The organism is Eisenbergiella sp. OF01-20 (assembly GCF_003478085.1).
Classification (GTDB): Bacteria; Bacillota; Clostridia; order Lachnospirales; family Lachnospiraceae; genus Eisenbergiella.
This window is the reverse complement of the sequence record NZ_QUES01000048.1, coordinates 13,448-35,991: the sequence shown is the minus strand read 5'-3', so window position 1 is coordinate 35,991 and position 22,544 is coordinate 13,448. Positions and strand designations below refer to the sequence as shown.

The following is a 22,544-nucleotide window of genomic DNA, read 5'->3' as shown; positions in this document are numbered from 1 at the left end:
TTGCAGCTCACAGCTGCAGATATTCCTTTATTACACTTTCCGGCATGAGGCCGCCCCCTGTAGCCCATAGGATATGTGTGGCACGGGCGCTTTTATCCGCCAGACCCACCCCGCCAAGAAAAGCCGTCCCTTTGGATCCCGCCAGTGCTCTCAGGCCGCCGAAGGCCGCGCAGGCAGACGGTTCCGCCACAATGCCTTCCGTTTCTTTAAGCAGACGCATACAATCCAGCAAAAAGGAATCCTGCACTGTATAAATACCATCAAGGAGCGGTTTCATATTCCGCACCGCCAGATCTGACGGACTTCCCACTGCCAGACCGTCCGCAAGTGTCTTTCCGGTAAGCCCCACATCCTGCACGCGGATTTTCCCGCCCTCACCGGTTGCCATTCCGAGAAGCATACAGGGGCTTTGTACCGGCTCCCCAAAGAAACAATGGACAGCATCTTTGAACACATATTTCAGGCCCAGGGTAATTCCTCCCGGCGCGCCGCCCACCCCGCAGGGAAGATACACAAACAGAGGATGATCCGTATCCACCGGGATTCCTTTTTCCTCCAGCTGCTTCTGCAGACGCAGCGCCGCTGTCGCATATCCCAGGAAAAGCAGGGAAGAATGCTCATCATCCACAAAATAGCTGGTTTTATCTTTTTGGGAAAGTGCCCTCCCTTCCGCAACCGCGGCAGCGTAGTCCCCGGTATATTCCTTAACGATCACGCCCTTGCTCCTGAGCAGATCCTTTTTCCACTGTCTGGCATCCGCGGGCATATGTACTACTACGCGGTATCCCACAGCGGCGCTCATAATACCGATGCTAAGCCCCAGATTCCCGGTGGAGCCTGCCTGTATGGTATGCCGGGAAAAGAAATCCCTGCAGTCCCTGAGGCAGGTATAATCATCCGTTTCCTTCAGAAGCCCCGCCTGAAAAGCCAGATCCTCCGTCACCTTGAGAATCTCATAAATGCCACCCCTGGCTTTTACGGATCCCGCTACCGCCAGCTCACTGTCCAGTTTGATCAGCACACGGCCCTTGCGTATTTCCTCCTGTCCGCCAATCCCCCAGGCCTTCCACAGAGCCTCCGCCATCGCGGGGATTTCACGAAGAGGGGATTCGATGATCCCCCGGCTTTTTTCCAGCTCAGGAAAGCAAGCCTCCAGAAAAGGGGCGAACCGGCACAGACGTCTTTGGGCATCCCGGATATCCCCCATGGTAAAGGAAAGGGCCTTTTCCGCCTGAGAGAATGCAAGCCGATCCGGATTTATCCACAGGGTTTCTTCCGCCCTGGACGCTTCCTCCGCCTCCGGAACCGCCAGGTACCGATCCCGTTTGTCTGTGATCTGGAAAACAGTCTCCGGGAAACGGCCAAGCGTTTCGCTTTCCGTCAGGATCCCGGTGTATACCGGACTGTCCCAGACCATTTTCATCCTGCCTTCACACAGAGGCTTCCATTCCGGAATACCTTCCCAATTAGGATCCCCGGTTTCAAAAAAACGGACATAGCTTTCGTAAATAAGTGTCGCCGTTTTCCGGCGTTCCGAAAGGGGAATTCCCGGAAAAAGCCGCTCCTCCCGCCAGGCACCGTCAAAAGCGGCCGCCTGATCCAGTACATGGGCCGCTGTCCCGAAATCCATACTGTAATACCACACACGGCTGTTGTTCCGGGTAAGGATATCCGCCAGGCGGAGACTATAGGTCCGGTACATATAATCGGAAAGAAGCTGTTCCCACTTTTCTTCCTGTTCCTCCTTTGTAAGCTTCCTTCCCCGGCTCTTTTCATAGTCCGCCAATTCTTCCCGGACAATCCGGGCATTTCTGCCAAATAAAGCGCCGGCTGCTGCCGGTGCATGACACGCAAAAGCCGGATCCTCCAGCCGCCGGAAGACCATTTCATGCCTGCAGCTTCCCACAATGGCATTCCCGGACCAGTAAGCAGGACTTTTCAGGATAGTTTCCCAGTCATGGGGGATGGTTATCCCATCCGACACCGGTCCGAACATACAGGTGTTTCCCGGATTATCCACAAGCCTGCCTTGTATTTCCAACAGGTTATCCACATCCAGCTCCAGGATATCCCCGGGATCCTGCAGACCGGCCAGCTCCAGAAAAGCATCCGTCACCGCCGCTGCTGTTTCTTCATCCCGGATACACTGATAGGCTCCGCTTGCCATCATCACCTGGCTGCAGCAGGTTTTCATTTCCGGCTTCAGCAAAAGCGCCCCCAGGGCTTTCGCTCCGGCGGATTCCCCGAATACGGTAATACGGGAAACGTCCCCGCCGAAGGAAGCGATATTATCCCGGATCCAGCCCAGGGCCGCCAGCTGATCCAACGTTCCGATATTTCCTGTATGCCGGAACGTTTCTCCCAGAACTTTTCCCAAATACAGATAGCCCAGCACTCCCAGGCGGTAATTTACGGATACATAAATAAAACGGTGATCCCGTATCACCTGTGCCCCGCTTCTGTCCCGGTTGCTGCCGTTCTGGAATGCACCTCCGTGTATGTATACCGCTACCGGCAGTTTTTCCCTCTCCTCTAAGCGGGCGTCTGACGGATTAGGAGAATAGCCCGCAGAGCATGACATCTGTTGCGGAACATAAAGACGGCCGGCAGAACGCGGCATCTGTTGCTTTCCCGGTACATAAATATTCAGGTTCAGGCAATCCTCCCCGTATTCCCGGGCACCCCCTTCCTGTCCCTTTTCCCCATCCTGCTGACAGGACTGGGGGGCCTTCCTGCCAAAGGCGAAGGCTTTGTAAACGCCTTCCCATTCCCTTTTTTCCGGAGGAAAAAACCGTTTTGCTTTTGCATAGGGAATCCCCAGGAAGTTATAATAACCATCCTTCCAGCAGCCTTCCACAATCCCGCTTGTTGTCTTTACCTGCATATTTTGTCCCTTTCTATGCAACTGTTACCTACCTGTAACCGCCTGAATCCCACTATCCAGTTTCGTCACCATCTCCGTCACCCCCGGACAAAGTTCCGACAACCCGCATAACTCCTCCGCCGCCTCCGCTATCCCTTCTGCGAAGGTGGGATGAGGCATGACTGCCGCGGCAATCTCCTTTGCCGTCCTGCCTCCGGCTATTGCCAGCGTCAGTTCCCCTATCATATCCGTGGCTCTGGCACACATGAGCTGTGCGCCCAGCAGTCTGCCGGTGCGTTCTTCCGCCACCAGTTTGATGAACCCCCTCTCCTGCCGTGACAGAAGGGATCTTCCGTTGAGGGACATAATGTATTTGCCTGTTTTTACCGGAATACCTGCCGCCTTTGCTTCGTCCGCCGTCATTCCCACACTGGCAATTTCCGGATCCGTATAAACACAGGAAGGAATGACCTGTATGCTACGGGAAGGCAGGCGTCCTTTCATATGATCCAGCGCCAGCAGCCCCTGTGCCGCAGCCGCGTGGGCGAGCTGGATTCCTCCCGTCACATCCCCCACCGCATAAACGCCGGGGATCCGGGTCTGATAATGCTCATCCACCGGAATCCGGCCGCGTTCCACACCGGCCCTGCCCGCCAGTTCCGGTGAAAATATCCCATCCCCGCAGGCGCTGCGTCCCACTGCCAACAGCAGGCCGTCTGCCGAAACAATCGCTTCCTGTCCTTCTTTTCCGGAAGGTGCCCCTTCTTTATAATAGCACAGCCAGCCTCCCTGTTCCTTTTTTTCCACACGTGTCACGGCGGCTTTTGTATGGATTTCCACCCCTCTTTTTTTCAGAATCATTTTCAGGTTCTGTGCGATTTCCCTGTCCATGCCGGGCAGAATCCGGTCCATAGCTTCCAGTACGGTGACTTTTTTTCCGAAATCACTGTAATATTGTGCAAACTCCATACCAATGACACCGCCGCCGATAATAACCAGGTGATCATAGAGCCGGTTCCCGGTAAGAAGGCTGGTGCTGTTTTCCACGCCGGGCTCGGAAAGGCCGGGTATGGGGAGTATCGCCGGCTCCGAACCGGCCGCGGCCAGAATGTGGGACGCCGAAAGGCATATGGTCTGTTCCGGAGCAGTGACCGTTACCTGATTATGTTCCGTTATCACGGCATTCCCCTGGTACCATGTGATTTTATTTTTTTTAAACTGCAGGGCAATCCCCTCCCGCAGGGAAGTGATGACATCCTTCCGCCTGTTCTGCAGGGCATCCATGTCAATCTGCAGATCCGATACCCGGATCCCCTCTTCTGCCGCCTCTCGTATTTTCCGGTATAAACCGGAAGCATGAAGAAGCGTTTTAGCGGGAATACAACCGTTATTTAAACAAGTCCCTCCAAGGGCGCCTTTTTCCGCAACCGCTACCTTCCATCCTTCCTGTGCGGCGCGGATAGCCGCCGGGTATCCCCCGGGTCCCGCACCTATTACGATAAGATCATAATGCATTTCCATAGGAACCCTCCCGTTTCCACTACGCTTTTTTACGGTCTGCGCAGGAAATGCGCAGCCTGTCTGAATTCTTACCTTTCCCGACCGTACCTCTTAAAAAAAAAGTTCCATAAGGTTTGTGATATCCTTTTTCATAAGAGTCTGTAATTCATTCTCCGTCTGAAACCCATCCATGGCATTCCGGATTTCCTTTTTCCGAAATAACAGCCCGGCGAGGTATTTTTCCAGCCGGCCCGTAAGCTCTGCATCCATGGCATCGGTGAAAAGACGGGCCTCCTGAATCCTACCCTCATCCACATTGAGCTGTATGCGGATTTCCCCCCAGGGAAAACGTTCCTCCACCTCATCGCTGAAGGGGATCTGCCTCCCGTATTTCCATTCCCAGGATGCAAACCGTTCCGCCCGTCTCTGTATGTCCTCCCCTTCCAGCCGTTCTCCCGGAAAATCTTCCACGGGACAGCCGTAGCAAAGGCCAAGCGCTTCCTTCAGCGTCTCCGTCATACGCTCCCTGTTCAAATCCGGTACCCAGGCGCACAGATTTCCCACCCGGCTGCGTACGGAATCGACCCCTTTGGAATCCAGCTTTTTCCGTGAAACCCGCAGATATCTTTCCATCAGTTCCTGATCCGTATGCAGCAGGATGGTTCCATGATGATAGCAGTAATCCCCGGTACGGTAATAGGCATTTCCTGATATTTTACATCCCTTTACCGTAATGTCGTTCCGGCCGCTTTTCTCCGCCCGGATCCCCAGCTTGTTTACCGCCCTGAGAATGACCTCCGTCTGTTTTTCCACATCGTAATTCTCTTTACGGGCAAGGAAGGTAAAATTCAGGTTTCCCAAATCGTGGAATACGGCGCCTCCTCCGGAAAGACGGCGGGCCAGATGCCCGCCGTCCTCCTCCAGCTTCTCCGCCCTGCACTCCTTCCAGGCATTCTGGTTCCGGCCGATTACCACCGTCCGTTCATTCTGCCACAGATACAGGATACACTCCGTCCTGCCGGCCTGGTACATCAGATATTCCTCCAGTCCCAGATTCAGATAAGGATCCAGGCTTCCGGATTCGATGGTATATAGCTTTTGAATCATAGTTATACCCCCTGCTTCTATGGAAACTCATAACGCAGACGGGGATTCCGGGCGGCTCCCACCTCATCCAGACGGGTGATCGGCGTCATATGCGGCGCCGTCCGCACCCATTCCGGATCCTCCAGCGCCTTCCGGTGGATTTCCAGAAACGCCTCCACTAATTCATCCAGATTTTCCATAGACTCCGTTTCCGTAGGCTCTACCATCAATGCCTCATGGACTATGAGAGGGAAATACATAGTCGGCGGATGGATCCCATAGTCAAGAAGAGCCTTGGCCACATCCACAGCCGTAACTTCTGCCTTATCCTTTTCCGGCTGCAGGGTCATTACAAATTCATGCATACAGATTCCGTCATAGGCCATCTTATAGCCTTCCGCCAGCCGGACGCGCACATAATTGGCATTCAGCACCGCCATATGGGCCGCCTGGGTAATTCCTTCCGGCCCCAATGTCAGGCAATAGCAGAGTGCTCTCACCACCACCAGGAAATTGCCGTAAAATGCCCGCACCATACCGATGGAATGGGGGTACTCCAGGAAATGGAAGCTTCCGTCCCCTGCCGCCGCTGCCTTTCCCGGAAGGAAGGGTTTCAGGAATTCCTTACAGCCCACAGGACCGCTGCCCGGTCCTCCTCCCCCATGAGGCGTGGAAAAGGTCTTGTGCAGATTCAGATGCACGACATCAAAGCCCATATCCCCGGGCCTTGCCACCCCCATCACCGCATTCAGGTTCGCTCCGTCATAATAGCACAGTCCCCCCGCTTCATGGACAATCCGGGTAATTTCCAGAATGTTTTTGTCAAACAGCCCTACGGTATTGGGATTCGTCAGCATAAGGCCCGCCGTATCCTCTCCCACAGCCGCGGCAAGCTTTTCCAGGTCTACGCAGCCTTCCGGGGTGGACGGGATGTTCACCACTTTGTAGCCTGCCATAACCGCACTGGCAGGATTGGTTCCATGGGCGGAATCCGGCACAATGATTTTGGTCCGCTTCCCGTCCCCTCTGCTTTCGTGAAAGGCCCGTATGAGAAGCAGCCCCGTGAACTCCCCGTGGGCGCCCGCTGCCGGCTGAAAGGTCATGGCATCCATTCCGGTTATTTCACAAAAAATCTTTTCCGCATCCCGCAGCACATGCAGGCAGCCCTGGACGGTTTCCTCCGGCTGCAGCGGATGAATCCGGGTGAAGCCGGGCAGGGAAGCCGCTTCATCATTCACTTTGGGATTGTATTTCATGGTGCAGGATCCTAACGGGTAAGCACCGTCATTTACACCGTGTGTGGCGTTTGCCAGCTGTGTGTAATGCCTGCTGATATCATTTTCCGATACCTGGGGAAGCCGTAAAGGGCTTTTCCTTTCCATGGAAGGCAGCACAACAGGAACATCGCAGGCAGGCAGCAGGCATAATCCCCTTCCTTCCTTACTTCGCTCAAAAATCAGTTTCATCCGCTTCCACCTCCCGAATCAGCCTCACCAGTTCATCCATTTCCGCCTTCGTGTTCTTTTCCGTGGTACACCAGAGAAGATTACCGTCCGGCAGGGGAAGCCCTCCCAAATATCCGTGCCTCTCCAGAACCTTGAGAAGGGTTTTGCCCCCTTGGGGTGCATCGGTCACAAATTCATGAAAAAATTCCGCCTCATACACGGGATGCAGACCTGCTTTTTCCAGTTCCGCCTGCAGATAATGGGCTTTGGAGGTACTTAAGACCGCTGCCTGCTTCAATCCGCCGGGGCCCATTGCCGACAGATAAACCGATGCCGTCAGGGCGCAAAGCGCTTCATTGGAACAGATATTGCTTCCTGCCTTTTCTCTTCTTATATGCTGTTCCCTTGCCTGAAGGGTCAATACAAAGCCCCGTTTTCCCTCCGTATCCACCGTTTCCCCCACTATCCTGCCGGGAAGCTTGCGCATCATATCCCTGGCGGCCGCCATAAATCCCAGATACGGCCCGCCGAAGGACAACGGCATACCCAAAGGCTGCCCTTCACCCACAGCGATATCCGCACCGCATTCACCCGGTGTTTTCACGATTGCCAGCGCAATGGGATTACAGCCCATGATGAGCTTTCCTCCTTTGTCATGTACCAGCTTTGCACAGGCTTCTCCGTCCTCCAGAATGCCATAATAATTGGGCTGCTGGACATAAAAACAGGCAACCGTTTCATCCAGCATATCCTCCAGGGCCTCCAGATCCGTGCTTCCCTTCTTGGCGGGAACCGTTTCTGCCACAACCTGCCGTCCGTGACAATAGGTATTTATCACTTCCAGCACCTGCGGATTGGTGGTTTCCGAAACCAGTACCCGGGTACGCTTCCTGTCTCTGCACATAAAAATACTTTCTGCCGCAGCAGATGCCCCGTCATAAACGGAAGCATTTGCCGCATCCATGCCTGTCAGTTCACAAATCATAGTCTGGTATTCAAAGATGGACTGCAGGATACCCTGGCTGATTTCCGCCTGATACGGGGTATACGCGGTAATAAATTCTTCCTTGGATACCACCTCCTTCACAATCGAAGGTATGTAGTGATCATAAGCGCCCGCTCCCCGGAAAATATGTCTGAAAATACGGTTTTCTTCCGCATAGTCCCCCATTTTCCGGATCGCCTCCATTTCCGGCATGCCTTCCGGTATCTGCAGCTTTCCCTGCAGCCTTACCTGCGAAGGGATCCCGGCAAATAGTTCTTCCGTAGATGCAAGCCCCACAGTCTCCAGCATCTTCCCACGCTGCTCATCCGTCGCCGGTATATAAGAACCCATCTGCTTTATCCTCCTTCCCGGAGTACTTACTCCAACCCCTCAACAAAGGCCTCATACGCCGCCGCGTCCATCAGTTCCTCCTGATCCGTAATATCCTTTACTTTTATCAGCCATGCCTCATTGGCATCCGAATTAATAAGCTCCGGACTGTCCAGCAGCTCTTCATTTACCGCTTCCACAATACCGGTAACCGGGGAGTATACATCCGATACCGCCTTGACCGATTCCACATCACCAAAAGGCTCTCCTGCGCTGACTCTATCCTCCGGTTCGGGCAGATTGACAAATACAAGATCCCCCAAAGCCTTCTGCGCATAATCCGTAAGCCCGATCCGGACCGTTCCTTCTCCGTCTGGCAACACCCATTCATGAGATTTTGAATACTTATAATTTTCGGGATAATTCATGTTTTTTCCTCCTGTTTCTTAGCCTAAACGGCAATTCTATTTATACCTGTCTTTTATAAAAAGGCAGCTTCACAACCTCCGCTTCCACGCGCCGGCCTCTCACCTTTGCCTCCACACGGCTTCCCACATCCGCCTTATGCGCCTGAACCAACGCCATTGCGACCGGATATCCCAGGAAAGGGGCATGTGTCCCGGAGGTACTCCATCCGATCTGCTCTTCTCCTATATATACAGCGGCCCCCTCTCTTATAATTCCTCTTCCGGTCACCTTAAGGCCCACCCTCTTTCTTGCGGGTTCTCCGGCTTTATCCAGGGCCTCTTTCCCGACAAAATCTTTTTTGTTCCTCTTAACGGCAAACTGTAATCCGGTTTCCAGTGGCGTAATTTCATCATTCATTTCATGCCCATACAGAGGCATAGCCGCCTCCAGCCGCAAGGTATCCCGGGCTCCCAGCCCGCAGGGCACCAGTCCCTCCTCCTTTCCGGCTTCCATCAGCGACTCCCACAAAACCGGCGCCTCTTTGCTGTCCACATAAAGCTCATATCCCTCTTCCCCCGTATAACCGGTTTTGGAAATCAGGCACCTCATCCCTGCAGCGCTCCCTTCTGTCTTACAGCTGTAATACGTTTCGGGAATCCATTCCGGTGCAGCAATCCTTCCCAGGATTTTCCGTGCCGCCGGCCCCTGGAGTGCAATCTGCCCTACCCTGCCGGATATGTCCGTAAAACAGGCGCCTTTCCTTTGATGCGCCAGCATCCAGGCAAAGTCTTTATCCTTATTTGCTGCATTTACGACAATAAAATAATGGTTATCCTTGATCTTATATACAATCAGATCATCCACCACACCGCCTTTTTCATTACACATAGGGCTGTATCTGGCCTGCCCGTCATACATCCCTGTGAAATCATTAGTCAGCAGGTAATTCAAATTATCCAGCGCCCCCTCGCCCTCACAAAGGATTTCTCCCATATGAGACACATCAAACAGCCCGCATCCGGTCCTTACAGCCATATGCTCCCTGATAACACCTGTTTTTTCATACTGTACCGGCAGCAGAAAGCCGGCAAAAGGTACCATCTTTCCCCCATATTTCATATGCATGTCATACAGAGTAGTTCTGCATTCTTCCATCCGCCTTATACCCCTTTCTTTGAATACGCTTCAGACATTCCCGGCTTGTTCCGGACACAAAAAGGCATATAGCCTTAAAGCTATATGCCTTCCCTGTCTTCGTACCTGAAAGATTACCCCTTTCCATATAGGTATCCGCAGTGGAATGACCTGTGGAAAGAAGCTGCCTCGTCGGTGGTGCCGGTGTGCGCCTAAGCCTTAAATCCTAAGAACTGTGCGGGTTCTTTGGGGCCTATGGTTCTTTGGGACCTTTGGAACCTTTGGTTCCATGCACACTTCACCTTTCCAGAGTTTCGTCCAAATCCGGTCCTTTTGCCTGAGAGTTTATGCCCCTTCGGCGCAGATGTTCTTGTCTCTCCCGGATTCTTCTTCCGAAGTTTATTTTGTTTTCCCGTAACTGTTCCGTACCTTCACCGTTACGTTTTCCCTGCGTATGTATCACCGGAAACCGATGCCTTTTACTTTGTAAGATCAGTGTAGCACAAATGGGGCGGAGGGACAATTGGTATTAATGGAGAAATTCGGACCAGATAAATCAGAGACGCCAATATAAATACTGCCGCCTGCGCCATGGTAACGAATGCCGCCATTGGAATTATTGACCCGTCTGCTCCTTCCAATGCAGCCTGTGAAGCTCGCCTTCAAGCAGCATCCCTTCAAAGTTATTCTGCCTCAGGGCTTCATACAAAACAACAGCAACAGAATTACTCAGATTGAGGGAACGGATTTTATCCAGCATAGGGATCCGGATACAGGTATCTTCATTATCCACGAGGATTTCTTCCGGAATCCCTGCACTTTCCTTGCCGAACATGATAAAGTCATCAGGGCCGAATGAGACATCCGTATATACATGTCTGGCTTTGGTAGTAGCCATCCATATTTTGGCTCCAGGGTTCTTTTCCAGGAATTCTTCATAGTTTACATAACGTCTTACGTCCAGTTCCTTCCAATAGTCCATTCCTGCCCGTTTAATTTCTTTTTCACTCAGGCGGAAACCCAAGGGTTCTATTAAGTGAAGTACCGAACCGGTGGCTACGCAGGTACGTCCTATATTTCCTGTGTTTGCCGGAATTTCCGGCTGGTGCAGTACGATATTCATACGTTACCCTATTTGCCTTTCAAGCTCTTTTGTCTTTTTAAGCATTATTTCATGGACTCTTTCCACTTCATCGAAAATCATGGCATCCATACCTTTTAATTCCGCTGTATTCTTCATCATTTGATGTTTTAGATTTTTTAATTCTTCCTCCATTTTTTCTTCCAGATTATCAAATCTTTGTTCTATCTTATCTAATTTTTCAAGAATCAGTTTCACCTCTTCGGACATTCCTCTTCCTCCTTCTCTATTCTTATTTCCGTTCCTTTTTCAGCCGTTCCACAAAATCCGCCAGCCTGCCGATAGCTGCCTTCAGGTTTTCCAAAGAGTAGGCGTAAGAAATCCGGATAAAGCCTTCCCCGCATTCGCCGAAAGCGGTACCGGGAACAACAGCCACCTTTTCCTCCTGCAGGAATCGGGTCGCAAATTCATCACTGGTCATGCCGAATTCTTTGATGCAGGGGAACACATAGAAAGCTCCATAGGGTTCAAAACAGGGAAGCCCCATCTCACCAAAGGAGTACATCAGATAACGCCTTCTCTGGTTATAGGCATCCCGCATCTCCTTCACATCATCATCGCCGTTTCGCAGCGCTTCCACGGCAGCATACTGGCTTGTGGTAGGGGCGCACATAATGGCAAACTGATGGATTTTAAGCATCTGTTCAATGATGACAGACGGTCCGCAGGCATAGCCCAGGCGCCAGCCGGTCATGGCATAAGACTTGGAGAAGCCATTGATCAGAATGGTCCTTTCTTTCATTCCCGGTATGTTGGCGATGGAAACATGATTCCCTTTATAGGTCAGTTCCCCATAAATTTCATCAGATATCACGAGCAAATCCTTCTCCAGGATTACTTCTGCTATGGCTTCCAGATCTTCCCGTTCCATAATGGCCCCTGTCGGGTTATTGGGAAAAGGAAGTACCAGAACCTTGGTCTTATCGGTAATGGCTTCCCGCAGTTCCCGGGCGGTAAGGCGGAATTCATTTTCCGGCTTCAGATCAATGATAACCGGAACCGCATCCGCCAGTATGGCACAGGGTTCATAGGAAACATAGCTGGGCTGGGGGATCAGGACCTCATCCCCGGGATTGACCATGGTACGCAGGGCTATATCAATGGCTTCCGAACCGCCTACGGTAACCAGCACCTCTTTGCCATAGTCATATGAAAGATCAAAGCGGCGCTTTAAGTAATTACAGATTTCAAGTTTTAGTTCCTTCAGCCCTGCATTGGAGGTATAGAAGGTTCTTCCCTTTTCCAGGGAATAAATACCCTCATCCCGGATATGCCAGGGGGTATCAAAGTCGGGTTCGCCCACCCCAAGGGAAATGGCATCCTCCATTTCACTCACGATGTCAAAAAACTTCCGAATGCCCGACGGTTTGATATCTACGATTTTATCGGACAATGGATTTCTCATGGCGTAATTTTCTCCCTTGTATCTTCATATTTTTTAGCAAGAATGGTTCCGTGATCCTTGTATTTCTTCAGGATAAAATGGGTTGCGGTACTCAGTACGCCGTCCAGGGCGGAAAGCTTCTCCGAAACGAAGCTGGAGATTTCCTTCAGGTTACGGCCTTCCAATGTCACGAGAAGGTCAAAGCCGCCGGATATGAGGTATACGGCATTCACTTCAGGATATTTATATACTCTTTCTGCTATATTGTCAAAACCCTGGCCTCTCTGAGGGGTCACACGCACCTCGATCAGCGCGGATATTTTATCAAGACTGGTCTTATCCCAGTCAATCAAGGTATGGTATCCGCAGATGATTCCTTCCGCTTCCATAGCCGCAAGCTCATTCACCACGTCGATTTCTTCCACGCCGAGTATAACAGCCAGTTCTTTTAGATCGATACGGCTGTTTTTCTCAATAATACCTAACAACTGTTCTCTTAGCTCTCTCATATTATCACTCCTGTCTGCCGGTCCGCCATCAGGCCGGCTTACTATAATTGATATAGCTCATCCGGTTTGGCCGGCTCCAGAAAACGCTTTTCCTCTCCGTTTTTCACGATCCGATCCTTTCCGCGGGTGGTTCGCCCCACCACTGCAGCCGGAATTTTTTCCGCTTCCAGCTTCCGTACCAGATCAGCCCCGTTTTCCGCTGCAATCAAAAGGCTTCCTCCCGAAATCAGTTCATAGGGATTCCAATCCAGAAAATTGCAGATTTCTACCGTTTCCTGCCGGATGGGCAGTTTTTTCAAGTCTATTTCCAGTCCGACGCCTGAACTTTCCGCCATTTCCCAAAGCGCACCGAATATTCCTCCCTCGGTCACGTCCGTCATGGCCCAAACGCCGGACTTTCCGGCGACTGCGGCCTCCGGTATAATCGAAAGGTATCTGTCAAAGGCCATGGCCTCCTCTACCAGAAAGCCAGGGAAGCGTGTGCGCAATTGTTCTTCTTTTTCTTTTGCGGCAATAGAGGTCCCTTCCAGGGCGATCCATTTGGTAACGACGAGATCCCCGTCAGGTTTTGCCGTACCGGTCGCCACAGCAGTGCCTGCCGCCGCCTTTCCCACAGCGGTAACCGTCAGTACCATACGGTTTACCGCATCGGTAACCTCCGTATGTCCTCCTGCTATCTGAATATGTAAAGACGCGCAGGTTTCTTCCGCCTGGGCCATCAATTCCCTGAGTTCCTTCTCCTCACAGGACGGAGGAAGAAGAATAGTCAGCAATACTGCTGTCGGCTCACCGCCCGACGCGGCGATATCATTGGCGGATGCATGGATTCCATAGCGGGCCATATCCTTGCCGGTTCCCGTAATCGGATCAGAGGACAGGAGTATAATTTCTCCTTCACCGGGTGCCAAAATGGCGCAGTCCTCCCCCAGACCTGCGCCAAGTATGATTTCACCCCTCCGGGTTTTCAGTTGTCTTAATACGGAACGTTTCAGAACGCTCTCTTGCACCTTGCCAATCTTCATCCCGTGCTCCCATTTTTCTGATTACACAGCTTTACTGCCCCGTCTGTTGCTGCTGCTGCGCCAGCTGCTCATTATACTGCTGAATCAAAGCCGCCTGTTCCTCCGGCGTTTTTCCTGCCAGTATAGCCGCTAATGCGGGATCCATTCCGTCCGCGGGCGGTGTGGTGCTTTGGCCGGATTTCAATGCCGCGGCGATACTCTTTACATGGTCAATGCTTCCCGTTGCAATGGCCGCCTGCATTTCATTATAAGCGTTGCTGTCATTGGTGGCAACCCCTACAGTTGCGGTGCGGGGTACCATTTTATAGCTGCTGCTGTTAATCTGTTCCCTGCTTACTTCCACTCCGTTTTCGGTGACCACTTTCCACAGTCTCGCCTTATAGCCGATATGGGCGGACTGTACCTCCACAAACCCGATAGGCTGTGATGTGGTCTGGACAATGCTTTCGGAGTTAGGCTGGATAGTCTCCAGCACTTCGCTTTCATAGGTTACCACATGGCCCGGATCTCTTGTCTCCACGCCGTAAATGGTGAAGGTAATATTTTTATTGCTGGTATATCCCTCAATATAGATAGGATATCCCGTATTATTTGTAAATTTGAAGTCCTTCCCCGCTGACTCGGCAATCGCCGCATCCATGGAAGGCTTTACATAACCAACTATCATGGAATGGTTATGCCTTTCGTCCACCTGAAGCTCCGATTTGAGCACCGCATTATAAAGCGTAGTGGATACCTGACAGATACCGCCGCCGATACTGTCCACCACCTGCCCGTTAAGATAGGAGCCTGCCATATAATACCCGTTGCTCTCTGTAAACGGGCTAACGGCCTCATAGGTGGAAAACGTCTCACCCGGCAGGATAGTCGCCCCGTTGATCAGATTGCAGCCATTGGTAACATTGGCGCTTCTGTCTCTTCCCGAAGAGGAGAAGCTGGTGGTAAAGGTGCCAAGCACATCCTTAACCTTGGACAGTTCTTCCGCGTTGCCCTTCGGCACTTCTTCCGTCACTGCCAGATCTACGGCACCGTCACCGCCCTTCCACTGAGTGGTCAGGTATTCATAAATCGCATTTTCAGAAGCCGTATTGTCAACCACGATACCGGTCTGCCCTTCTTCAATGACAAAAGAGCCGTCAACTCTTTTCAGATGGGCATCAACCGCTTCCACATTAAAAGCGTCACATTTATTTTCCACTACCGATGCAATCGCTTCTTTATCAAACGAAAAAGCGATGTCATATACCTTATTCTGATGCTCCAGATCCTTCAGCGCCTTGTAACGCACGACCACGTTGCCGGTCTTTCCCAGATTTACGGCATCCTCCACCAAATCCGGATTCCCCCAGCCCAGTCCCAGCTCGGCCGCAGTGACGGATACGGTGTTTCCATCCATTACATGTAAAACAATGGAACTGCTTCCCAGGGAATCCACATAAGACTGGACAGCAGTCCTGGCTTCCTCCCGCGTCATGCCGGAAAGGGATATCTCACCTGCATAAACCCCTTCCAGTATCGTATCATCCGGCCTTGCCTGTGCTTTGGAATGCATGCCCGCCGCAAGCGCAGCAATGCCCAGGGTACATACAAGCGCCAGTGTCCAAATCCATTTCTTCATATGCTGCTCCTATCCTTATAGAAAATACAGAAGTGTGGGCACTACCATCGCCAGCACCAGAATAATGATGATGACGGATGAAATTACTTTTTGTGTTTTCTTATTACTTAAATTAAACATTTACCATGCCTCCCGACATTTTCCATATACTTTACCGGATATGAAAAATCGCATTCAATCCCGGCAGCCGTTCAGACAAGTCTGAACCATTGCCAATCCTACCTGTTCAGATGCTTATTATATATGAATGCCTCTGTTTTTGCAAGCAGAGATAAGCCGGAAATTGTTACTATTCACTCCGCCGATGTAACAGTTCAGACAAGTCTGAACTGTTACCCGCCGATTTCTTATACTGACCCAGTATTTTGTCGATTGTCCGGCTGGCTTCATTTTTGGTCATTTTCTCTATATCCGTATCCAGTTCCAGTTTATGAAGGGAAACAAGCCTGTATAACCTTTCCTTTTGCGCCGGGGTGGCAGGTCCTTCCTTTTTCACTTTATAAACGAGAGGCTGGGGTTCAAAATCCTTTTCATTCCAGAACAGGCCGCACAGTTTTTCATAAAGCAGTTGTGTGGCCGCGGCATCCCCCAGCGCCCGGTGGGGTGTATGAGGAATTTGGAAATGCGAACATAAAAATTCCAGTTTCCGGCTTTCCAGTTCCGGCAGGAATTTTCTCGCCAGCTTCAGGGTATCAATCCCCTTCCTATCAAATGAGAAACCCAGATTTACCGCCGCTTTTTTCAGAAAAGAATAGTCGAAAAGGATGCTGTGCCCTAGAAGCGGCAATTCCTGGCTGAACGTAAGAAAAGCAGGAAATACCCGGGAAATGTCTGCCGCCGTTTCCAAATCCCCGTCCCGTATCCCTGTAATATCTGTGGTGGCCGCGCTCAGCTTACGGCCCGGATTCACAAGCATTTCGAAACGCTCCGTCACGTGCCCGTCTCTTACCTTAACAGCTCCGATTTCAATGATTTTATCATATTTGGGATGAAGGCCGGAAGTTTCCAGATCCAGGCAGATATAGTCCTTTACCGGGCCGTTCACTTGCCCGCACCCGTTTTCTTTTTTGAGGCTGTTTTTTTCCCGTTCTCCTTTTTATAGTATGGACAGTATTCGGTCAAAAAACACGCTTCACATTTTGCGTTAGGCGCTTTGCAGATTTCCCTGCCTAATGCGATGATTTGAAGATTATAAAGGATCCAGTGATCCTTGGGCAGCGCCTTCATCAGATCAAATTCCACCTTTACCGGATCTTCTTCTTTTGTCAGGCCCAGACGGTAAGAGATTCTTTTTACGTGGGTATCCACCACAATGCTGGGTTCGTTATATATATTTCCGCGGATTACATTTGCCGTTTTCCTTCCCACACCGGCCAGCGATGTCAAATCCTCTATGGATTCGGGCACCTGTCCGCCGAATTTATGAACCAGATCCTGACAGCATGCAATGATATTTTTTGCCTTGTTATGGTAAAAGCCGGTGGAATGGATATCTTTTTCCAGTTCTTTCAAATCCGCATTGGCAAAAGCCTCCACATTGGTATATTTCCGGAACAGATCCTTCGTCACCACATTGACTCTGGCGTCCGTGCATTGTGCGCTTAAAATAGTGGCAATGAGCAGCTGCCATGCATTTTCATAATCGAGATAGCAGATAATATCCGTACCGTAATGCTGATCCAAAAGTCCCAGTATGTTTTCAATTCGTTCTTTTTGTTTCATTTTTTTCTCCATTATGCCAACGGAAGCAGCATCGTATACGCTTCCTGATTTAAAGGATTTCTTTTCCTGTAATCAAACAGCAGGTAATATACGGCCCCGCCGCCGTTTCCCTGCGGATTCTCTTTCTCCCACACCGGAAGGGTAAAGCATTCGATATGGGTCATACGCGCCATCTGCCTTGCGTTATAGCCGTCCTCCACATATTCCTTCAGGAAGGACGGACTGCATTCCTCCCGGCGGTAAAAACCGTTAATTTTTTCTTTCGCTTCCTGCTGTTCCCGAAGAGGAAGGGCAAAGGCAGGGCGGCTTTTCAAATTCTCCCGCAGATACATATCCAGGGTGAGAAGCTGTCTGTACAGCGTCATATTGTCCGGATCGGCCGAAAGCGCAAAATCCAGAAGGACCTGATAGCGGTAAGCTCTGGCGGGATTGTTCACGAAATATCCTTTTGTCTCATAATATTCCGCCAGCTGTTCATACAGACGGAAGGGATCCGGAAACGCTTTCTCCAAAACCGGAAGCGTATGGGCAAACTGGGAACTGTTATAATACAACTCCACCATTTCCTCCACCCTTTTGAGCTTCAGGACCTGGGAATAAGGCAGCCATTTGGTAAAAAGGACTTCATAAGGAGGCTTATCCGTATAATGGATCTCATATTCAGAAGCTTTCTCATGCATATAAGAACCTTTCAGAACCTTTAGGAAACCAAGCTGCAGCTGCTCCGGCCTGCAGGCGTATACTTCGTTAAAGGAATTGCGGAAGCTAGCCGAATCCTCATAGGGAAGCCCCGCTATCAAATCCAGGTGAAGATGGATATTATCCTTTTCCTGCAGTGCGGCAACAATCCGGCGCAGCCGTTCCCAGTCCATACGTCTCCTGATTTCCCGGATGGTTACGGGATTGGTGGACTGTACGCCGATTTCCAGCTGCACCAGCCCCGGACGCAGGGACTGCAAAAGCGTGATTTCTTCTTCCGTAAGGATATCCGCCGATATCTCAAAATGAAAATTGGTTATCCCGTTATCCTGTTCCTTGATAAATCGCCAGATTCCCATGGCATGGCTGTGATTACAGTTAAAGGTACGATCCACAAATTTGACCTGGGGAACCTTCTTTTCCAGGAAAAACTGAAGCTCCTTTTCCACCAGTTCCAAACGGCGCAGACGGACTGTCTTATCAATGGAAGAAAGGCAGTAGCTGCACCGGTAGGGACAGCCCCGGCTGGATTCATAATAAAGGATCCTGTTATGGAAATCGCCGATATCCGCTTCATTATAAAAAAAAGGAAGCCTGCTGATATCGGTAAGCGCCCGATCCCTTGTGCGGCATATGCCTTCCTGCCCGCGTTTCCGAAAAACGATGCCGTCTGTCTGTTCCAGCCCCCTGATATCCTCCGGGCCGCCCTGCCGGTAAAACATAAGCAGTTCATGGAAGGTGACTTCCCCTTCCCCCACCATGATACCGGTGATAAAGGGCATTTCTTCCAGAAGTTCCTCCGCATTATAGCTGACCTCCGGACCTCCCAGCCAAATCCGGGTTTCCGGCAGTATTTTAGCTAATTCCCGGACGATATCCTTTACCATTCCTATGTTCCATATATAACAGGAAAAGGCAACGCAGTCCGGCATCCTTGCGTATATATCCGCGAGGATATCCTGAAAAGGCTGGTTTATGGTATATTCCGCAAGTTCAATATGTTTCTCAAGTTCAGAATCCTTCTGAACACTATAGGCACGCAGGCTGTAAATGGCAGGATTGGAATGGATATACTTTGCATTTACTACCGCTAATAAAAATTTCATATGGTATTCCTCCGGTTTTTATAGGATACAGCGAAACGCGCCGTGTGGCAAGACCGAAGTCCCGGGATTATGCGGAAAACCCGGACCTATATTTCTTCCACAAAATGAACCGGATATTTATCCCAGTATTCCCGGTATACCCGTTCCTCCTGTCCGTCCAGATTCAACTGGTACATGCGGAAGGTAACCGGGAAATCTTTGGGCTGCCACTGCTCCACATAGGAATAGCGGTAGGTCATCCCTATATGTTTCATCACATTGCCGCTTCTTTGGTTGTTGACATCATGGGTAGCGGTAATAAAGGGCAGCCCTGTTTTTTTCAGAAGGCTGACCACCGCCGCAGAGGCTTCCGATACCATACCCTGATGCCAGTGCTCCTTTCTCAGAGCATAACCGAAATCATGGCTTGCCCCGTCATCCACGTTCACATATCCAATAGGGACGTTATCCGCCTTCAGGCAGATCGCATACCGGTATCCTTCCGGTTTTTTATAGGTGTCCAGATAGCGTTCCCGCAGAAAGGATCCGGCGGCTTCTATGGATTGCAGGGGAAACCAGGGAAGGAAGGTATTTACTTCCTCATCGCTCATGATGCGGAAGAAAGCTGCTGTGTCATCGGGTGAAAAACGGCGTAATATAAGGCGCGGGGTTCTGATTTCCGGTGTATTTTCCATATTCGTATTATCCTCTCTGGTTCCGGGGTTCTTATGACCGGCTTGCTGTCATTGTTACGGCTCACGGCCCTTCTATGCTGCAGGACACAACGGGCCATCTGAACGGTTACCGATTATCTATATATTACCATATCCCCTTTGCCATGCCCATTTTATTTTCTTATTTTCTTGTGCTATACTGAGTTCGTAATCCACATATGTGTAGTTTTCAGCGCAATGGCCGGTTTTGCTTTTGCCAAGTACAGCTTCCGGCATAAAAAGCTTCTGTTCCAGATCGTGCTTATGACTATGATGGTTCCCATGGAGGTGGGATTAGTGGCTTTTGCCTGGGAAATGCGGATACTCCATCTGTCCAAAACCTTTCTCCCCCTTATTCTGCCCAATATCGCCAACGCCTTCGGGGTATTCTGGATGACCCAGTATATGAAGGATGCTTTTCCTTATGAACTGGTGGAAAGCGGACGGATCGACGGCTGTAATGATATGGGGGTATTCCTGCGCCTGGTTATGCCTATCATACGCCCTGCCATTTTCACGCTGGGCATCATATCCTTCCTGCAGTCCTGGAACAGCTATCTGCTTCCTATGATTATGATAAATAATCCGAAGATGTACACAGTTCCCCTTGTGATCGCTTCCATCGGCAACATGTTTGTGGCAAATTACGGTGCGCGTATGCTGGGTGTGGTTATCGGCATACTGCCCATCATCCTTCTGTTTATCATCTTTTCCCGGCAGATTACGGAAGGCCTTGCCGCAGGCGCCGTTAAGGGCTAAAATAACAGAGGACACGCGCTATGGTTCAGTAAGGAGAAAAAAATATGATGCTGCTGCCTGATTTATACCAGCTGTGCGGCCCCTGCTATGGGAGCCACCAGAACGTTTATGCTTTATCTTTTCCTGCCGGGAAGGAACTCCTCCTCTTTGATACCGGTCTGGACGAATGGGATCGGAATATTATCGAGAAGAATCTTTCGGTGTGGGGACTGGATACCTATGATATCCGCCATGTTTTTCTTACCCATTCCCATTTTGATCATGCAGGGAATGCGGCGTACTATGCCGAAATGGGAGCCCGGATTTATATGGCGGGACCGGATGCCGACGCGGTGGAAAACGGCTCTTCCGGCACTATCTCCTATTCCTACGGCGTTTCTTTTCCCATCTGTCCCGGCATTCAGAGACTTTCAGACGGAGAAGTGAGGGAAGCAGGCGGCATCTCCATCAGCTGCTATTCAGTTCCCGGCCATACCCCGGGCAGCATGGCTTACGGTTTTACATGGATGGGGAAAAAAGTGCTGGTAACCGGAGATTTTCTGCAGACAGGTGCGGATATCCATACGCCGGTGCTGGGCATCCGGGTGGATGAAAGATACGGTTATGAGGACTACCGCCTTTCCCTGAAAAAAATGGCGCAGCTTCCCTGCGATATTATTCTGCCCGGACATTTCCGGCCTTGCATGGAAAACGGAAGCCGGCTGTTGGGGGCCGGCTTCCGTGAGATTCTGGTAAACAGGGATTTGTATAAAGATTAGCAAGGACAAATTATTCCAGAAGCTTTTTATCCGCCACGGAAAAAAGCCTGGATATGGCATAAAGCGGCACATTTACCAGAGCATCCTGTTCACGGTAATCGGACATGGATGTTCTGATGCCGAAGGGAAGGCTGTTTTTCGCCACAAAGGTTTTCAGGCTTTTCGCGTTCAAATTCTCAGCTGCCTTTGCCTCTATAGGAATAATAGTTCCGGCAAATTGGATTAAAAAGTCTATTTCACCCGATGAAGATTCCGCTGACCAGTAATATGGCATTACCTCCAATTCCGCGGCCATCTCCTGACATACATACTGCTCAGTAAGCGCCCCCTTAAACTCTGTAAAAATAGAATTTCCCATTAGCAGCGTTTTCTCATCAATATCTGCCATGGCAGCCAAAAGTCCCACATCCACCAGAAATAACTTAAATGCCTGCAGATCCTGATATGCCTTAAGCGGGAAACCGCCCTTTCTTACTCTGCTTACTTTATGACACAGGCCACAGTCCACAAGCCATTGTATAGCTGTTTCAAATTCCTTCGCACGTGCACCTTCCCGGAGAACACTATAGATAAATTTTTTATTTTCTTTAGCCAGCTGGGATGGTATTCCATCCCATACCATTCTGACCCGTGGGACGGTTAATGGAGGTACATGCTTGGAAAAATCCTGTTCATAATCGTTCAGCAACCGTTTGTGCACACGGCGAACCTGTTTAAAATCTCCGGTCGAGATATACGTATTTACTGCCGCAGGCATTCCTCCCACATAATAATAAGTTTTTAATGCATCCATATATTTATCTCTGAATGTTGTTATCATGGGAAAATCATCTTCGGTAAGCAGTTGGATCAGCACTTCCTGCTTCACGGCATCCAGAAACTCCGTAAAAGTAAGAGGATATAGATTCATAGTATCCACTTTCCCAACAGGAAAGGATGTTCCGGTATGAAGTGCCAGCCCAAGCAGGGAACCCGCAGCAATTATATGGTATTGATGACTTTCATCTTCCATAAAATATTTAAGACCCTGAAGAGCCGCCGGGACTTCCTGTATTTCATCCATAATAATAAGTGTATTATCCGGATCAATTACTATCTCACTCTCTATAGATAATCCTTTCAAAATTCGTTCAAGAGAAAAATCTCCCGAAAACAGAGACTTCATTCGTTCGTTTCTGTCAAAGTTAATATATGCTGTCTGTTCATAATAATTTTTCCCAAATTCTTTCATCAGCCAGGTTTTTCCTACCTGCCGTGCCCCTTTTATGATCAGAGGCATTCGGCCAGGATCATTTTTCCATTCAACAAGCCGTTTCATAGCATTACGATTCATGCAATTACCCCGATTCTCTATTTATAAATTAATTATATGCCTTGAATTAC

20 protein-coding genes and 1 riboswitch are annotated in these 22,544 nt (G+C 50.3%); of the genes, 2 read left to right on the top strand and 18 right to left on the bottom strand.

What is annotated here, in order from left to right; translation table 11 throughout:
• Nucleotides 1-7 precede the first annotated feature (7 nt).
• The 17 genes from DXA36_RS29700 to DXA36_RS29620 form a co-directional block, all read right to left on the bottom strand.
• A complete protein-coding gene (locus DXA36_RS29700) occupies nucleotides 8-2,884 on the bottom strand; it encodes a D-serine ammonia-lyase (RefSeq protein WP_118682878.1) in 2,877 nt (958 codons plus the stop codon).
• Between the two features lie 24 nt (nucleotides 2,885-2,908).
• Nucleotides 2,909-4,384, bottom strand: a complete 1,476-nt coding sequence (lpdA, locus tag DXA36_RS29695) for a dihydrolipoyl dehydrogenase (protein WP_118682877.1) — start codon at nucleotides 4,382-4,384, stop codon at nucleotides 2,909-2,911.
• Between the two features lie 90 nt (nucleotides 4,385-4,474).
• Nucleotides 4,475-5,470, bottom strand: coding sequence for a lipoate--protein ligase (locus DXA36_RS29690; protein ID WP_118682876.1), 996 nt, complete (start codon nucleotides 5,468-5,470; stop codon nucleotides 4,475-4,477).
• Between the two features lie 17 nt (nucleotides 5,471-5,487).
• Nucleotides 5,488-6,915: an aminomethyl-transferring glycine dehydrogenase subunit GcvPB gene (gene gcvPB / locus DXA36_RS29685; protein ID WP_118682875.1), complete on the bottom strand. Its 1,428-nt coding sequence runs from the start codon at nucleotides 6,913-6,915 to the stop codon at nucleotides 5,488-5,490.
• A complete protein-coding gene (gcvPA, locus tag DXA36_RS29680; RefSeq protein WP_118682874.1) occupies nucleotides 6,899-8,230 on the bottom strand; it encodes an aminomethyl-transferring glycine dehydrogenase subunit GcvPA in 1,332 nt (443 codons plus the stop codon). The genes gcvPB and gcvPA overlap by 17 nt, the downstream gene beginning before the upstream one ends.
• Before the next feature lie 26 nt (nucleotides 8,231-8,256).
• A complete protein-coding gene (gene gcvH / locus DXA36_RS29675) occupies nucleotides 8,257-8,637 on the bottom strand; it encodes a glycine cleavage system protein GcvH (protein WP_118682873.1) in 381 nt (126 codons plus the stop codon).
• 40 nt (nucleotides 8,638-8,677) lie between these two features.
• Nucleotides 8,678-9,772, bottom strand: coding sequence for a glycine cleavage system aminomethyltransferase GcvT (gcvT, locus tag DXA36_RS29670; RefSeq protein WP_118682872.1), 1,095 nt, complete (start codon nucleotides 9,770-9,772; stop codon nucleotides 8,678-8,680).
• A gap of 294 nt (nucleotides 9,773-10,066) precedes the next feature.
• Nucleotides 10,067-10,143, bottom strand: a riboswitch (glycine riboswitch).
• A gap of 224 nt (nucleotides 10,144-10,367) precedes the next feature.
• On the bottom strand, nucleotides 10,368-10,874 hold the full coding sequence (locus DXA36_RS29665) for a tRNA (cytidine(34)-2'-O)-methyltransferase (RefSeq protein WP_118682871.1): 507 nt from the start codon (nucleotides 10,872-10,874) through the stop codon (nucleotides 10,368-10,370).
• A 3-nt stretch (nucleotides 10,875-10,877) separates the two neighbouring features.
• Entirely contained in the window at nucleotides 10,878-11,102 is a 225-nt protein-coding gene (locus DXA36_RS29660) for a hypothetical protein (protein WP_118682870.1), read from the bottom strand.
• A 22-nt stretch (nucleotides 11,103-11,124) separates the two neighbouring features.
• Nucleotides 11,125-12,297, bottom strand: a complete 1,173-nt coding sequence (locus DXA36_RS29655; RefSeq protein WP_118682869.1) for an aminotransferase class I/II-fold pyridoxal phosphate-dependent enzyme — start codon at nucleotides 12,295-12,297, stop codon at nucleotides 11,125-11,127.
• The gene (locus DXA36_RS29650) at nucleotides 12,294-12,785 is read right to left on the bottom strand and encodes an Lrp/AsnC family transcriptional regulator (protein ID WP_118682868.1); all 492 of its coding nucleotides are present in this window, start codon (nucleotides 12,783-12,785) and stop codon (nucleotides 12,294-12,296) included. Before DXA36_RS29650 ends, DXA36_RS29655 begins: the two co-directional genes overlap by 4 nt.
• 41 nt (nucleotides 12,786-12,826) lie before the next feature.
• Nucleotides 12,827-13,807 (bottom strand): AIR synthase family protein, encoded by a 981-nt coding sequence (locus DXA36_RS29645; RefSeq protein WP_118682867.1) that lies wholly within the window; start codon nucleotides 13,805-13,807, stop codon nucleotides 12,827-12,829.
• A gap of 31 nt (nucleotides 13,808-13,838) precedes the next feature.
• Nucleotides 13,839-15,425 carry a VanW family protein gene (locus DXA36_RS29640; RefSeq protein WP_118682866.1) on the bottom strand — a complete coding sequence of 529 codons (1,587 nt, stop codon included), beginning with the start codon at nucleotides 15,423-15,425 and terminating at the stop codon, nucleotides 13,839-13,841.
• Nucleotides 15,426-15,714: 289 nt separating this feature from the next.
• Nucleotides 15,715-16,470 (bottom strand): 3'-5' exonuclease, encoded by a 756-nt coding sequence (locus DXA36_RS29635; protein ID WP_118682865.1) that lies wholly within the window; start codon nucleotides 16,468-16,470, stop codon nucleotides 15,715-15,717.
• Nucleotides 16,467-17,147: an endonuclease III gene (gene nth, locus DXA36_RS29630; RefSeq protein WP_182479318.1), complete on the bottom strand. Its 681-nt coding sequence runs from the start codon at nucleotides 17,145-17,147 to the stop codon at nucleotides 16,467-16,469. The genes DXA36_RS29635 and nth overlap by 4 nt, the downstream gene beginning before the upstream one ends.
• Nucleotides 17,148-17,158: 11 nt before the next feature.
• Complete coding sequence (locus DXA36_RS29625) at nucleotides 17,159-18,952, bottom strand: B12-binding domain-containing radical SAM protein (RefSeq protein WP_118682863.1); 1,794 nt, start codon at nucleotides 18,950-18,952, stop codon at nucleotides 17,159-17,161.
• An 86-nt stretch (nucleotides 18,953-19,038) separates the two neighbouring features.
• The gene (locus tag DXA36_RS29620; protein WP_118682862.1) at nucleotides 19,039-19,626 is read right to left on the bottom strand and encodes a GNAT family N-acetyltransferase; all 588 of its coding nucleotides are present in this window, start codon (nucleotides 19,624-19,626) and stop codon (nucleotides 19,039-19,041) included.
• A 216-nt stretch (nucleotides 19,627-19,842) separates the two neighbouring features.
• Here DXA36_RS29620 and DXA36_RS29615 point away from each other — a divergent pair, with 216 nt between their 5' ends.
• Both DXA36_RS29615 and DXA36_RS29610 read left to right on the top strand, forming a co-directional pair.
• Entirely contained in the window at nucleotides 19,843-20,403 is a 561-nt protein-coding gene (locus tag DXA36_RS29615; RefSeq protein ID WP_118682861.1) for a carbohydrate ABC transporter permease, read from the top strand.
• A gap of 44 nt (nucleotides 20,404-20,447) precedes the next feature.
• Entirely contained in the window at nucleotides 20,448-21,161 is a 714-nt protein-coding gene (locus DXA36_RS29610) for an MBL fold metallo-hydrolase (protein ID WP_118682860.1), read from the top strand.
• 10 nt (nucleotides 21,162-21,171) lie between these two features.
• Here DXA36_RS29610 and DXA36_RS29605 read toward each other — a convergent pair whose 3' ends face one another.
• Nucleotides 21,172-22,494 (bottom strand): ATP-binding protein, encoded by a 1,323-nt coding sequence (locus DXA36_RS29605; RefSeq protein ID WP_118682859.1) that lies wholly within the window; start codon nucleotides 22,492-22,494, stop codon nucleotides 21,172-21,174.
• Nucleotides 22,495-22,544: the final 50 nt, after the last annotated feature.